Genomic DNA, 14,122 nt, shown 5'->3' with positions numbered 1-14,122 from the left:
AGAGACTGCAAGGCTCAGTTAAAGCTCAAAAAATTTTCGCACGCCGTCAACGAAACGGCGGTGCCGTTCGGGGCAAAAAACAGATGAGAATGAGGCGAACTGCTGGCCCCCCGATTTCCGTTTCGTTGTCAAACTTGCTTTCTTTTCAAAAGGTTAGGCATCGGCGATATGCGGACTTTGGTATGGATGGCTGCGACATTTGCCTTGGTGACACTCTCGCTGGAGGCTCAGGCAAAGGACTTGAGCAAGAACAGTCGTTTCGTCTGCAGTTGGGGCTCGGACATCGCCGCAGATGCACAAGCGGCGAAGCTTTCCGGTTTCACGCTTTACGGGGCACGCAAGAAACTGCAGTCGCGAAAATTCCCCCGGCCGTGGATGCGCATGACGGCCATGGGGATCACCGAACAAACCTATAACAGTGCCTCGCGTCTCAAGCCGGCTGCGATCAAGCAAACGTATTACGAGCAGTGCATCCGGCATGAGTTGGCCCGACGCTAGAAGTTGATCGAGGCGCTCAGCCGGGCGGTCAGTGGCGCGCCCTGGAACAGGTAGCCGTCGCCCATGTATTCACCGGCATCGCGCCAGTAGCGTTTGTCGAACAGGTTGTCCACGGTCAGGCGGAACACCGTGTCATATCCGTCGATGCGAGTGCTGTAGCGGCTGCCGATGTTGAAGATGGCGTAGGCCCCGGTCTGCACTTCACCTTGGCGGTTGGCGTACTTGCTGGCGCTGTACTGCACGCCACCGAGCAGCGCCAGGCCATCGAGCCAGGGCAGGGCGTAGTCACCGTAGAGGTTGGCGCGCAGGGTCGGAACGTTGATTGCCTGGTGGCCTTCATAGGCTGGCGTGCCGCTGTCGGTGACCCGCGCGCGAATCGCCGCGACACTGGCGGCGATCTGCAGGCGCTGGCTGGCCCAGCCATTGGCCGAGAGCTCCAGCCCGGTGTTCTTCTGTTCGCCCTGTTGAGTGAATGTGAACGTGCCATCGTCATTCGGTCGCGAATACTGGTAGGCCTGGCGAATCTGGAACAACGCCGCGGCCAGGCTGATGCGCTGCCAGTCGTATTTGATACCGGCCTCGATTTGTCGCGATACGGTGGGCGCCAGAATTTCATAGGCATTGGTGTTGAACCACGCCGCTTCGCCGCCCAGGGACAGGCCCTTGCTGTAGCGGGTGTACAGCGACAGGTTTTGCACCGGCTTGTAGATCAGCGCGGCCTGGGGCAGGAACTCATAGCGTTGGGTGTGCCGGGTGGTCTCGCCCTGGCTGTCGAAGGTCTCTTCATCCAGGCGCACTTCGCGCCCGCCAAGCACTGCCTGCCATTGCTCGTTGAAACTGATCCGGTCATTGAAAAACAGCCCGTACTGGCGGCTGTCCAGGCGTCGGTAGGAATCGTTGAGCGGGCCGTCGTAAGGGGCAAAATCAGCCGGTTCGCTGTTGATGTTGGCGCTGCCGATCATCTGATTGATGGCATCACGTTTGTCCACCACGCGGCGAAACGCGCTAGTCCCGACGCTGAGTTCGTGGCCCAGGCCACCGGTTTCGAAGTGACCGCTGAGGAGCGCCTGCACTTCATCGTTGCGGCGGGTATCGTCGGGGCTGCGGAAATCGTAAATGTCGTAGTCGCCCTCGGGGCTGAAGTAGTTAGGTACCGCCGCGCCAGCGCAACTGGCGGAACCGTAGCAGCCCCAGGCGAACGCGCTGTAGTCATCGATCACTACCCGGCTGCGCGAGGCGCTGAGGCTGCCTTTCCACTGGTCGCTGAAGCGGTACTCGAAGTTCCCGTTGAGGTTCAGCGCATCGGTGCTGACCGGGTTCGAACCGCTCTGGTGGGCCAGCAGTTTCTTTGGCGAGGCGTGGTGGGGCAGGCTGGAACCGCCGAGCAATTGATAACCCGGTGCCGAGCGCTGCTCCTTGGTCTGATACTCGGCGTCCAGTTGCAGCAGCGCATTGGGACTGATGTTCCAGTCGAAGGCCAGCGAGGCGAAATCGCGCTGGCCATTGGTGTGTTCGACGTAGGAATGCAGGTCTTCGTGGGCCAGATTGGCGCGCAGGCCGAACTGCTGCTCGCTGCCGAACCAGCCACCGACGTCGGTCGCCAGGTAACCACTGCCGCGATCATCGGTGGAGACGGTGACCGAACGCACGTCGCCAGGCCGCTTGGTCACGTAGTTGACCAATCCGCCAGGCTCGCTGACACCGCTTTGCAGGCCAGAAAGGCCCTTGAGCAATTCCACCTGCTGTTTATTCTCCAGCCCGACATTCTGCTCGCCAGTGATGGTGCGGCCGTTGATTTTGTAGCTGCTGGCGGAATTGAGGGAAAAGCCACGCACGACGAAGTTTTCGTAGTAGCCGACCGGTGCGTAGCTTTCACCCACCGAGGCGTCATTGCGCAGTACTTCGCTGAGCAGGCGGGCCTGCTGATCCTTGATCATCGCCTCGTTGACGACCGAAATCGAGGCCGGCGTATCGAGCAATGGCGCCGCCTCGAACCCACCGACCGAAGCGCTGTCGGCCTGATAACCGGAAGAATCTTCGCCGGTAACGGTCACCGCCGGCAGTTCGGTCGCGGCGGCCCAGGCCGAAGGCACGGTGCTGGACAGCAGCAGGCCCAGGCCAAGGTTCAGGGAATTGAGCGCAAACCGCGGGGCGGCCACTCCCTGGCGGGAGGTCCGGTAAAGCCTATTCATGAAAAATCCTCGACGACTGCGGGCCCGGGTTTGGGGAGTCTTGGTCTGTGGCTCACGCTTGAAAGCGGGGCATCATACAAGAGGAGCGATCATGAAATGAAAGTGTCATTTCGACGATCGCCTACGAGGGGCTCATCACACGAAACCGTTGCTCGATTGCTTCCGCAAACGGGTAGAACGAAAACCAGGGCCGGGCTTCGTCGATCACACGCTGAAATGACGGTCTCTCTGCCAACCTTTCGAAATAGGCGCTCAAGTGGCCGTAGTCATCAGGGAACGGCACGAGCGTCCTGGCATAAAAGAGTGCCGGGGCAGCGGCGCAATCGGCCATGCTGAACGCCGGGCTGGCCACCCAGATTCTGGATGCCATCCGGCGTTCGAGCATCCCATAAGCCGTTTTCAGCATGGATCGCTCTCTGGTGACATCACCGTTGGTCGCGTGTAGCCGATCACTGACAATCTGTTGTATCGGTCCTTGTACATACTGGTCAAAAAATCGATCCCATAATCGGACTTCCAGCGCGGTCTCCCAATCGTCTGGAACCAGAGGGTGCGCGCCTGGAAAGCGTCTATCCAGGTACTCAATGATGATGCTGGACTCCGGCAGACTCCGCTGGTCGACAGCGTCAAAAATTATTGGGAACTTTCCGATTGGCCAAAATGCCTGAAGTTCTGCGCTGTCGGCCGCGTCTCCGAGATCGATGATTCTTCTCTCGAATTCGATGCCGTTTTCGTAGAGCGCGATCAGTACTTTGTGACAGAACGACGCCAGTGGATGGTAGTAAAGCGTCAGCGACATCTTTCACCTCCTCGTTGGATCGCAGGGGGGAAGCGCAAGGCCCTGTAATAAAAAAAGCAGGGGCAATGAACAATCATAGGCGGATGGCGAGCAGTGCGTCAGGGCGGTCACTCTCGAATTTGTGTGCTGCAAAGGGAAGAAACGCCTCTAGAATGAACCATTGGTCGGTTTGTGACTTATTGGTCATGGCGTTCATCCAAGCGCCCTTGTACCGTTAGCGCAGGTTTGTGCTGTCAGGCTTGCCCGGAGGAAGCCGGATGGTCGATCAAACCGTGTGTCTGACCCAATTTGTTCAAGGAATAGAATGAAATGACGTTGAAAACCGCGATTGTCCAGATTGGTAAGAAGTACAAGGTTTATACCGAGCATTACCTCAACGCCACCGCCGACAAGACCATTATTCTGGTCAACGGCTCGCTGGCAACGACCGCCTCTTTTGCCCAGACCGTGCGCTACCTGCGGCCACGTTTCAACGTAGTCCTCTACGATCAGCCCTACGCCGGTCAATCGAAACAACACAACCAGCATGACCGGCCGATCCGCAAGGAAGATGAAGCCGAAATATTGCTGGAGTTGATCGAGCACTTTCGGGCCCAGCATGTGCTGTCCTTTTCCTGGGGCGGCGCGGCGACTTTGCTGGCGCTGGCCCAGCACCCACGGCGAATCGAAAAAGCGGTGGTCAGTTCATTCGCAGCACGAATCAATACGCCGATGCGCGACTATCTGGAGAGCGGCCGGCACTTCCTGCAGGCCTGTGATCGGCGCAATGTTGCACGCTTGATCAACGGCACGATCGGCAAGCACCTGCCGTCGCTGTTCAAGCGTTTCAACGAACGCCATGTCAGCAGCCTGGACGAACACGAATACCGGCAGATGCATTTTCACGTCAACGAGGTGCTGACTCAGGACACTCATTGCTACGTTTCCTGTGCCGATGCCATCGAAGTTCCGCTGCTGTTTATCAACGGCGAACGGGATGAGTACACCTCGGTGGAAGACGCCCGTCTTTTTGCGGCGCATAGCCCTCAGGCGCAATTTCAGACCATCAAGAACGCCGGGCACTTCCTCGATATGGAACACCCGACGGCCTGGACTGACACCCAGCAGGCCTTGCTGGGCTTTCTGCAGCCGGTCGCCAAAATACCGAGCCAGCCCCGTGACCTGACGTTCAATAGCAAAGCGTCAGTGATTCCGCCCCTTCAATCAGCTAACTGGGTGCGGCTTTAACTGACGCAGCAACTCGATCTGATCCGCCGGGACCAAGGTACGCAAGGCTTTATACAGCGCGCGGGTCTCGAGCAGGTTCCAGACGCGCAGCATGGTCTCCAGGGCGTCCAGTGGCTTGCTGATGAAGTCTTTGGCGCCCAGAGCCAGCGCGCGCAGGCGGGTATCGCGGGTGGCGTCGGCGGTGAGCACGAGGATTGGCAGGTATTCGCCGGTCGGTATGCGCCGGTTGAGTTGCTCCAGTACGGCAAACCCGTCGAACTCCGGCATGTGCAAGTCGAGGATGACCAGATCAGGCTCGAAGCTGTTGAACAGATCCAGGGTTCGCAGCGGCTGGGTGCTGCTCAGTACATTGGTCAGCCCTTCGCGGACAAGCAACTGCTCCATCAAATCGAGGTTGGGCCGCTGGTCGTCGATGATCAGAATGCGCAGGTCGGTGTTCACACAGGCTCCGGTAGATGCTGGTCAAGATGGGCAAGAAAGGAAGGGATGTGAATCGGCTTGGTCAGCACCGCCGTCGCGCCTGCCTCCAGCAAAGCCAGATGTGTGAGGTCGCTGGCATCGGCGGTAATCATCAGCACGGGAATGGCACGGGTGACGGACGATTGGCGCAAGCGTTGCAGCACATTGAAACCATCCAGATCCGGCAGTGCCACGTCGAGCAAAATCAGCTGCGGCGCATGTTGACGGGCCAGGTCCAGACCCATTTGCCCTTGCATGCTTGAAAGCAACTGGATGTGCGGCCGTCGTTGCAGCAGGGTTTCGATCAGGGCAAGGCTGGAAAGATTGTCTTCGATGCACAGGACTTTGCCCTGGTAATCGGGAGCGGTGAGGGTGGCCGTGACCGTTGGGTGGCTGATTCGTGCAATCGGTGGCTCGGTGATGGGCTGCAGGCGCACGAAGGGCAGTTCCAGGGTGAAACTGGCGCCTTCGCCGGGCTGGCTTTCGACCGTCAGGCTGCCGTTCATCATTTCCAGCAGGCTTTTGCTCAACGCCAGGCCCAGGCCGGTGCCTTCCACGTTCGGATCGGTTTCCAGGCGCTCGAACGGTTTGAACAGTTGCTCCAGTCGATCCGCCGCAATGCCCTTGCCGGTATCGCAGACCGACACGGCAATTCGCTGTTGAATAACCCTGACTTCGATGTGCACCTTGCCTTGGGGCCGGTTATATTTGATCGCGTTGGACAACAGGTTGAGCAGCACCTGAACCAGGCGTTGCCGATCGGCGACGATTCCGCTGTCGGCGGCCAGCATCGGCAGCTCAACCAGCTGAATACCGGCGTCGCAGGCCATAGGGGAAACCAGCGTCAGGGCTTCTTGCAGCACCGCCGCCAAAGGCACCGCTTCAACATTGAGCGGCAGGCGCCCGGCTTCGATCTTGGCGATGTCCAGCACTTCGTTGATCAAGGTCAGCAGGTGTTGTCCGGCCCGCAAGATATGACCAATCTGTGCCCGCTGCCCTTTGGATGAGTCCATGTCCAACAGTTGTGCGAAGCCGAGAATGGAGTTGAGCGGGGTGCGCAGTTCGTGGCTCATGCGCGACAGGAATTCGCTTTTGGCGCGGCTGGCGCGTTCGGCTTCTTCCCGTGCGGTGCTCAGTGCTATTTCCGCCACGCGGCGATCGGTGATGTCGCGGGTGATCTTGGAGAATCCGCGCAGGGCGCCACTGCTGTCGTATTGCGCGGTAATCACCACGCTGGCCCAGAAGCGGCTGCCATCCTTGCGGCAACGCCAGGCCTCTTCCATGTAATGACCGTCGCGAGTGGCCTCACGCAGCGCCATGGCGGGATGTTGCGGGCATTCTTGCGACAGATAAAACACCGAAAAATGCTGCCCGACGATTTCCTGTTCGGTGTAGCCCTTGATCCGTTCGGCGCCCGCATTCCAGCTGGTGACGAAGCCCTGTGTGTCGAGGGCGAAAATACCGTAGTCCTTAACACCGTCGATGATCAGCCGCAGGCGCTCTTCGTTGTCGCGCAATGCCCGCTCACGTTCGGCCAGCAATAGCCCGGCTTCAACCAGGCGCGTACCCAATTGACCAATCTCGTCATTCTCCGGCGGTTGTGGCAGTAACGGCTGACCGAGTGCCAGCCGTTGTGCGTTGCCCTGGACCTGTTTGACCCGGGCGACGATGCCTTTGGACAGAAACAGTACCGCCACGATGGCGCCAAACAATCCGCAGGCGGCGGCCAGCAGGGTGGAGAACAGCAATCGCTGTCGCGTGGATGCCGCGGCCGCGGTGCGCTCGGCCAGCAACGTATCCTCGAGGGTGCGCATGGCGCTGATGCGTTCGCGCAGTTCGTCGAGGATGTGCTTGTTGTTGATCAGGATGGTGGTGATCGACTCGGGTGTGGCGCTGCGATCGTCGAGCAGTTCAACCAGGCCCTCGACCTTGGTTTCGATCAGTGGCGTGATGACCGCCAGATGTTTGCGCACCCGCTCATCGCGAACATTGCTGTCGAGTCGGTGCAGGGCCGATTCGATCAAGGGCTTGGCTTGTCGATAACCCGGCAGAAAATCCTCGCGACGGGTCAGCAGATAACCGCGCACGCTGGCGGCGGCCTCGGCGAGCAGGGTGTGCACGGCCTGAATGTCGCCTTGCACCAGCAGCACCCGGCGTACATCTTCTTCCGCGCGTGCGGTCTGGCGTTCGGTGATGTAGATCAGCACCAGCGAGAGCAACAGGATTACCAACGGCAGGGAAATCACCACGAGGGCTTTGCCGCGTAATGGCAGATCGGCCCAGCGTCGAGCGTTTGAAACTTTCATGACTGAGTCACCAGCCCCAAGGCCATGCCTCGAACGGCCGCCTGGGTTCGGTCGGCGGCGCCCAGTTTGCCGATGACCCGTTCCACGTGGGCTTTGGCCGTTCCGGTGGTGATGCCAAGTTCTTCGCCGATCTCACGATTGCTGAAGCCGCTGGCTACCAGCCCGAGGACCTGGCGTTCACGGACGGTCAAGGTTTCGGCAGGCGCGGCGCCACTGGTGTTGCGTTCGGTCATGCGCCGCAGCAGGCGGGCACTGACGGCGCTATTGAGGGCTTCCTCGCCCGCGGCGACGCGTTGCAGGGCGTCGATCACTTCATCACGGCTGGCGTCTTTGAGCAGGTAACCCACGGCACCGGCGTTCATCGCCGCTTCCAGGTGATCCGGGCTGTCGTCCATGGTGAAGATCACCACTTTGAGGGCCGGCAGGCGCTGCTGAAGAATTCGCGCCGCGCCCAACCCATTGAGCACGGGCATGCGAATGTCGAGGATGACGATGTCGGGCAACAGGCGTTCGCACGCGTCCACCGCTTCCTGGCCATCGCGGGCCTGGCCGACCACTTCGAATTGCGGATGGCCCGCCAGCAGCGCGACGAAACCGGTTCGGGTGACCTCATGATCGTCCGCCAGAACCAGGCGTAAAACTTCAGTCATTGAGCTGTTCCATTGAGGTCGCAGGGGACGGTGGCGCGCAGTTGCGTCCCGCCATGCGCATGGCTGAGGCAAGTGAAATCGCCGCCCATCAGGTTTGCGCGCTCCTGCATCGCCGCAAGCCCCAGATGCCGGGCGCCGCAGGTGTCCAGACGTTGCTCCATGGCAAAACCTTTGCCGTTGTCGTCCAGCCGTAGCGAGGCCAGGCCTTCGTGCAGTTCCAGCGCGAGGACAACGTGGCTGGCCTGCGCATGTTTGAGAATATTGTTGATGCCTTCCTGGGCAATCCGGAACAGGGCGATTTCCACCTGGCTGGGCAAACGCGCTTCGCAACGCCCATTCCAGTTCACTTTGATCCCGGCGTCGCGCAGGCGATCCGCTTCTTTGTCCACCGCCTTCAGCAAGCCAAAGTCATCGAGTACCGTCGGGCGCAGGCCGCTGATCAATTGCCGGCCTTCACCCACGCAATGCTGGGCCAGTGCCAGAATGGTCTGTAAGTCTGCGTCGAGTCCATCGGGCAGTGGCGGGCAGCGGCCGGCAAAACCTTGCAGGCGCTGATGCAGCCCGGCGAGGGTTTGCGCCAGGCCGTCATGCAGGTCGTAAGCCATGCGTTTGCGTTCGTCTTCCTGCGCCCTGAACAGCCGATGCACCAGATCGGACATGGTGCGCTCACGCGCGACCAGAGCATCCAGCAAGCGCTGGTTTTCCAGGTGCGCGGCCAGCAGGGTGGCGAGCAATTGCAAGGACTCGATGTCCTCGGTGTCCGGTGCACTGATGCTGACACTGTTGGCCAGCACCAATGCACCGAAGGCCATGCCATCGCCACTGCGCAAAGGCACCCGCAACACATTGGGCAGGACCGCGTTTGGTTGCTCCTGCCATTGCGGGGCGCACATCGCGGTATCGGCGAGGCGCTCGAGGCTGTGTAGACGCTCTCGGCTACCGTGACTGGCGGTGGTTTTGACCTGTGCCTCCACGTCCCATTCCAGCAGTAACGCGTGGTCCATCGCCAGGAAGGCACAGGCCCGTTGCAGCACCCGTTGACGCATGGCATCGGGGGCCAGTTGCGTCAGTTCCTGGCCGGTATCCACCAACAACCGCAGGCGCGCGGCGCGACTTTGCGCTTGCCGATACTGAGTGCGAATGGCCAGGGCGCTACCGGGGTCATGATCAGGATTTTGCATGGACATCTTCCAGCGCAGGCGCGCCCGTTCGGGCTGGGGCGTCATTAAACCTTGTTGACGGGGCCGCGCGCTATCTGCCGAATGGCATAGGCAAATGACTCCGGTTGGCCGATGGCAGTCGTTGTGTCGAGCGGCACAGTGTGGCCATCGACCACCCCTTGGAATAGCGCAATGAAATTCAAGACCTCAACCATCGCCCTGTTGTTCGCCCTGACCGCGCCGTTGGCCCAGGCATTGGAGGCAGTGCCTTACGTCTACAGCAGCGTGGCCGAACAACCGGTCAACGCGAAGGATCGTGAAATCGCCGCGCTGTTTGATCAATGGAATAGCGCGTTGAAGAGCGGCAATGTGCAGAGCGTGGTCGACCTGTACGCGCCGAACGCCGTACTGCAGCCGACGGTTTCCAATCAGGTGCGCACCACGCCGGCGCAGATCAAGGACTACTTCGATCACTTCATGGCGCTCAAGCCGGTAGGCCAGATCAACTTCCGTGAGATCCGTCCATTGGGCGCCAATGTGGCGATGGACAGCGGCGTCTACACCTTTTTCCTGACCGAGGCCGATGGCAAGACCCGTCAGGTGCAGGCGCGCTACACCTTCGTCTATGAGCAGGTTGGCGGGCAGTGGAAGATTCTCAACCACCACTCTTCGGCGATGCCGCAAACGCAGGTGCTGCACGCCGGGAAGTAACGGCCAAGCACAATCCCTGTGGGAGCGGGCTTGTGTGGCGAGGGGGCTCCCACAGGTCTTTCCGTGCGTTGTGCTCAGTTCAACGCCAAGTCGTCCGCAGGTTGCTGCCCCCGGGCTTGGGCAGCGAGCTGCAACTGGCAGGCGATCAAGGTGTTTTTCAGCAGATAGGCAATGGTCATTGGCCCGACGCCACCCGGCACCGGGGTGATCGCCCGGGCGACGGTGCGGGCGCTGGCATAGTCGACATCGCCCACCAGACGATCGCCGGATTCGCTTGCGATACGGTTGATACCAACATCGATCACCACCGCACCGGGTTTGAGCCAACTGGCGTCGATCAATTCTGGCCGGCCCACCGCGGCAACCACGATATCTGCCAACCGGCACAACGCCGGGGCGTCGACGCTACGCGAATGCACCACGCTGACCGAGCAGTTGGCCTGCAACAACAAGGTCGCCATCGGTTTGCCGACAATGTTCGAACGGCCGATAACCACCGCGTGCAAGCCGCTCAAGTCATCGCCACAGGTCTCGTGCAGCAAGCGCATGCAGCCACTGGGCGTGCACGGGGTCAGGACCTCCATGCCTTGCACCAGCCCACCGACGTTTTCCCGATGAAAACCGTCCACGTCCTTGATCGGGTCGATGGCATGAATCACCGCCTGCTCATCGATCGAGGCCGGCAAGGGCAATTGCACCAGGATGCCGGTCACCGTGGGATCGGCGTTGAGTTGTGCAATCAGTTCCAGAACCTGGGTCTGGCTGGCGGTTTCCGGCAGGCGGTATTCAAGGGAGCGGATACCGACTTCCTTGGCGCGCAGCAGTTTGTTGCGCACATAAACGTGGCTGGCCGGGTCGTCACCAACCAACAGGACGGCAAGAGCTGGATAGATTTGCTGGCCGGCGAGGGCCAGAACCTCTTCCCGGACTTCATCGAGAACCTGGGCAGAAATGGCTTTGCCGTCGATATCGCGGGCAAATGCGGGGGTGCTGCTGGTCAAAAGAGTCACCGTTGTCTGATTTAAAAGGGGGCAGTGATCATCGCGGCGTCTTTGCGCGACGATGATTCATCAGAGACATGCAGGCAAGGGGGTTCAGGCTACCAGTTGAGGGCAGGCGAATGCCACCGCAACACCGGAAGATAAGACAGGCAGCGCCTATAAGGAGCGTATTTGATCCTCCTTGCGGGTCAAGATCAAACTCAACAGCACCGAAGTCAGAATGATCCCGCCGACAACGGCCAGCGACCATTCGATTGGCATATGAAGCCACGGTATCAGCGTCATTTTGGCGCCGATAAACACCAGTACGATCGCCAAACCGTATTTGAGCAGATGGAAACGGTCAGCCATGTCGGCCAGCAAAAAGTACAGGGCACGCAGGCCCATGATCGCGAAGATGTTCGAGGTGAACACAATGAACGGGTCGGTGGTAATGGCGAAGATTGCCGGGATGCTGTCGACTGCAAACATCAGATCGCTGGCCTCGATCAGCACCAGTACCAGAAACATTGGCGTCGCCCAGTGCCGACCCTCTTTCATCACAAAGAAGTGATCGCCATGAAACTCGTCGGTGACGCGCAGACGGCCGTGCATCCAACGCAATAAGGGATTTTTATCGAGATCAGGCCGCTGATGGGCGAATGCCAGCATCTTGATTCCGGTGATGATCAGGAACACCCCGAACGCATATAACAACCACGCAAATTGCGACACCAGCCACACACCCGCGAGAATCATCATCCCACGCATCACGATGGCCCCGAGCACACCGTACAGCAACACTCGACGCTGTAACTCCGCAGGTACGGCGAAGTAGCTGAAAATCATCACGAAGACAAACATGTTGTCGATCGATAGCGACTGTTCGATCAAATAGCCCGTGAAGAATTCCAGTGTTTTGCGTCGCGCAATCTCAGGCCCGAACTCGCCATGCAAGTACCACCAGAGCAATCCGGCGAAGGTCAGCGTTAGTGCACACCACGCAATCACCCAGCACGACGCCTCGCGCACCGATACCCGATGCGCTTTGCGCCCGCCAAAGACAAACAGATCCACCGCCAGCATGGCGACGACAAAGACAATGAAGGCGACCCACATCCAGAGTTCACCAATGTTCAAGGGTTGCATGTCGTTCTCCTTGTCTGGACTTATTCTGGAGTCGACGGAATCATGCTAGCGGGGAGGTTGCAGCGAAGAAAAATCGAATATTCTTTACCAATAATTCGTTATTGACGAAGTGTCGCTGATAATTCTCAACGCGAGCCGAACACCACCGCAACAGTGGCGTTCAGACGGGCCAGGATTGAGCCTCTCAATGCATTTTGCTGTGATCCTGCATGCCGAGCGCCCGAGTTTGGGCGTCAACCTTGATCGTCTCTTTTTCGCCCTTGGCGTTTTCCACGGTCAGGGTCAGGGGCACTTTATCGCCTTCCTTAACCTGAGTCGTCAGGTCCATCAGCATGATGTGGTAGCCATGGGGATCAAAGCTCACCGGTTTGCCGGCCGGCAGCGCGACGGACTCGACCTGGCTCATGCTCATCACATCGTCTTTCATGCTGGATTGGTGAATTTGCACGGTGTTTGCGACCGGCGACTGCACGCTGAGCAGTTTGCTGTCGCTGTCGGCCTGCAGGGTCATGAAGGCGCCGGTCGAATGCTGGCCGGCCACCGTCGCGCGGACCCAAGCATCGTTCACCTCGGTTTGGGCGCACACCTGCCAGGCCATGCCGATCAGGAAAAGGCCCAGGGTCAGCTGTTTAATACGTGGTGCGTAGATTGAAGTCATCAGCAGACCTCCATGACGGTGAGCAGGTCTTCTGCACACTCTTGAGCGGTAAGGGACGCGGACAGCCCCAGGCGCAAAGTGCCTCGGGAGTCGAAAACGAAGCTGGTCGCGGTGTGGGAGAGGGTATAGGTCGAGCCGCTCGGGATTTTTTCAAAGAACACACCGAACTCCTTGGCGGTGGCGGCGGTTTCTTCCAGCGTGCCGTACAGCGCCTCGAAACTTGGATCGAAGGCTTTGACGTAGGCGTCGAGCATTTGCGGCGTATCGCGTTCGGGGTCCAGGGTGATGAAGATCACTTGCAGGCGTTCGCCATCGCGGCCCATCAGTTTTTTCGCCTGTGCCGCACGGGCCAGCGTCGTCGGGCAGACCGCCGGACATTGGGTGAAACCGAAAAAAACCATCGGCATCAGGCCCCGGTAGCTGCCCAGCATCCGGGTTTCGCCTTGGGCGTCCTTGAGTTTGAAGGTACGCCCCATGATCTTGTCGCTGAGGTCCTTGCCGTACTTGAACGACAGCTTGCTGCTGTCATCGCAGCCGGCGAGCAGGCCAAGGCTCAACAGGCTCATGCCTTGCAGGACCGCACGACGGGTATACAACGTACTCATGGAAAAAAGCATCCTGTGTAGCGACCGGGAATCTACAGTGGCTGATCAATCAGACGAAAAAAAGCGCACGGATGTTAACAAACTGTTGCGCTATGGCGCTCAATCGATGGCCCGCCGGTCATGCGCCAAAAGGTCGCGGCCTCGGGATACATGAAAATTCAAATGCCCCATGCACGGACACATTGCAGATACCGGTAAGTTAAGCCGCGACGCGCTCTTCGTAGCAGCAGCCTCGCAGGCTCGATAGCTGCTACAAATCGCATTAGGGATTGGGTGGCTTTTAAACACGCGCTTAACTCACTGGCATTGCTCAAACCCAAATAGAACGTAGCTGAATGCACTTTTAAAGAGCAGGCCTGACAACGTGCACCAGTGCGAAGCGGTTTGCTGAGCTATTCCTTCCTCCAATTCCACCATTTGCCTAGCCGCTCGCGCAGACCTGCAAAGTTGACTCTCGCCTGATGAGACCCGCCTGGATCGCGGTCTTCATCGCATTCTTCCATCGTTCAGATGGTCGATGTTCCAACACTGAGGAAATCATAAACTGCAGACTGGCACAAAGGCTGCATTGTTCCCCTCAGGTCCATCGATAACAGATGGGCAGCCCCGTCGATCAACGAAGATCGACCGGCCGAGCAGGTCGTGGGCAACATCGGTGGATCCGGCGAAGGCGCCAGGTCGAACACCGCGAAGAACAGGCAAAGACGCCTGGAACCGAGAGGTTTCAG

At 59.3% G+C, this 14,122-nt stretch carries 13 protein-coding genes; 3 read left to right on the top strand and 10 right to left on the bottom strand.

Annotation, left to right across the window (positions count from 1 at the left end):
* Positions 1-168 precede the first annotated feature (168 nt).
* Positions 169-498, top strand: a complete 330-nt coding sequence (locus BZL43_RS04000; RefSeq protein ID WP_095631101.1) for a hypothetical protein — start codon at positions 169-171, stop codon at positions 496-498.
* Here BZL43_RS04000 and BZL43_RS03995 read toward each other — a convergent pair.
* Entirely contained in the window at positions 495-2,690 is a 2,196-nt protein-coding gene (locus BZL43_RS03995) for a TonB-dependent siderophore receptor (protein ID WP_095631100.1), read from the bottom strand. The two genes, BZL43_RS04000 and BZL43_RS03995, sit on opposite strands and share 4 nt — an antisense overlap.
* A 121-nt stretch (positions 2,691-2,811) precedes the next feature.
* Complete coding sequence (locus BZL43_RS03990; protein WP_095631099.1) at positions 2,812-3,489, bottom strand: glutathione S-transferase family protein; 678 nt, start codon at positions 3,487-3,489, stop codon at positions 2,812-2,814.
* Between the two features lie 309 nt (positions 3,490-3,798).
* On the opposite strand from BZL43_RS03990, the gene BZL43_RS03985 reads away from it, so the two are divergent.
* A complete protein-coding gene (locus BZL43_RS03985) occupies positions 3,799-4,716 on the top strand; it encodes an alpha/beta fold hydrolase (RefSeq protein ID WP_095631098.1) in 918 nt (305 codons plus the stop codon).
* Here the strand turns inward: BZL43_RS03985 and BZL43_RS03980 are convergent.
* From BZL43_RS03980 to BZL43_RS03965, 4 genes are read right to left on the bottom strand one after another with little or no spacing between them, the layout of a single operon-like run.
* The gene (locus tag BZL43_RS03980; RefSeq protein WP_007901111.1) at positions 4,693-5,157 is read right to left on the bottom strand and encodes a response regulator; all 465 of its coding nucleotides are present in this window, start codon (positions 5,155-5,157) and stop codon (positions 4,693-4,695) included. The two genes, BZL43_RS03985 and BZL43_RS03980, sit on opposite strands and share 24 nt — an antisense overlap.
* Entirely contained in the window at positions 5,154-7,481 is a 2,328-nt protein-coding gene (locus tag BZL43_RS03975) for an ATP-binding protein (protein ID WP_095631097.1), read from the bottom strand. The genes BZL43_RS03980 and BZL43_RS03975 overlap by 4 nt, the downstream gene beginning before the upstream one ends.
* Positions 7,478-8,131 carry a response regulator transcription factor gene (locus BZL43_RS03970; protein WP_095631096.1) on the bottom strand — a complete coding sequence of 218 codons (654 nt, stop codon included), beginning with the start codon at positions 8,129-8,131 and terminating at the stop codon, positions 7,478-7,480. Before BZL43_RS03970 ends, BZL43_RS03975 begins: the two co-directional genes overlap by 4 nt.
* Positions 8,128-9,312, bottom strand: coding sequence for a sensor histidine kinase (locus tag BZL43_RS03965; RefSeq protein WP_095631095.1), 1,185 nt, complete (start codon positions 9,310-9,312; stop codon positions 8,128-8,130). The genes BZL43_RS03970 and BZL43_RS03965 overlap by 4 nt, the downstream gene beginning before the upstream one ends.
* A 171-nt stretch (positions 9,313-9,483) precedes the next feature.
* Here BZL43_RS03965 and BZL43_RS03960 point away from each other — a divergent pair, with 171 nt between their 5' ends.
* Positions 9,484-10,002, top strand: coding sequence for an SgcJ/EcaC family oxidoreductase (locus BZL43_RS03960; RefSeq protein ID WP_095631094.1), 519 nt, complete (start codon positions 9,484-9,486; stop codon positions 10,000-10,002).
* A 74-nt stretch (positions 10,003-10,076) separates the two neighbouring features.
* Here BZL43_RS03960 and BZL43_RS03955 read toward each other — a convergent pair whose 3' ends face one another.
* The 4 genes from BZL43_RS03955 to BZL43_RS03940 all read right to left on the bottom strand — a co-directional run bounded on the left by BZL43_RS03955 (position 10,077) and on the right by BZL43_RS03940 (position 13,394).
* Positions 10,077-11,003, bottom strand: coding sequence for a bifunctional 5,10-methylenetetrahydrofolate dehydrogenase/5,10-methenyltetrahydrofolate cyclohydrolase (locus BZL43_RS03955; protein WP_177409307.1), 927 nt, complete (start codon positions 11,001-11,003; stop codon positions 10,077-10,079).
* A gap of 156 nt (positions 11,004-11,159) precedes the next feature.
* Positions 11,160-12,131, bottom strand: coding sequence for a TerC family protein (locus tag BZL43_RS03950; protein ID WP_095631092.1), 972 nt, complete (start codon positions 12,129-12,131; stop codon positions 11,160-11,162).
* Between the two features lie 184 nt (positions 12,132-12,315).
* Positions 12,316-12,789 carry a copper chaperone PCu(A)C gene (locus BZL43_RS03945; protein WP_095631091.1) on the bottom strand — a complete coding sequence of 158 codons (474 nt, stop codon included), beginning with the start codon at positions 12,787-12,789 and terminating at the stop codon, positions 12,316-12,318.
* Entirely contained in the window at positions 12,789-13,394 is a 606-nt protein-coding gene (locus BZL43_RS03940; RefSeq protein ID WP_095631090.1) for an SCO family protein, read from the bottom strand. The genes BZL43_RS03945 and BZL43_RS03940 overlap by 1 nt, the downstream gene beginning before the upstream one ends.
* Positions 13,395-14,122: the final 728 nt, after the last annotated feature.

It is taken from the genome of Pseudomonas sp. PICF141 (genome assembly GCF_002286815.1).
GTDB lineage: Bacteria > Pseudomonadota > Gammaproteobacteria > Pseudomonadales > Pseudomonadaceae > Aquipseudomonas.
Note: the sequence above shows the minus strand (reverse complement) of the source record. Positions and strands in the feature narration are given on the sequence as shown.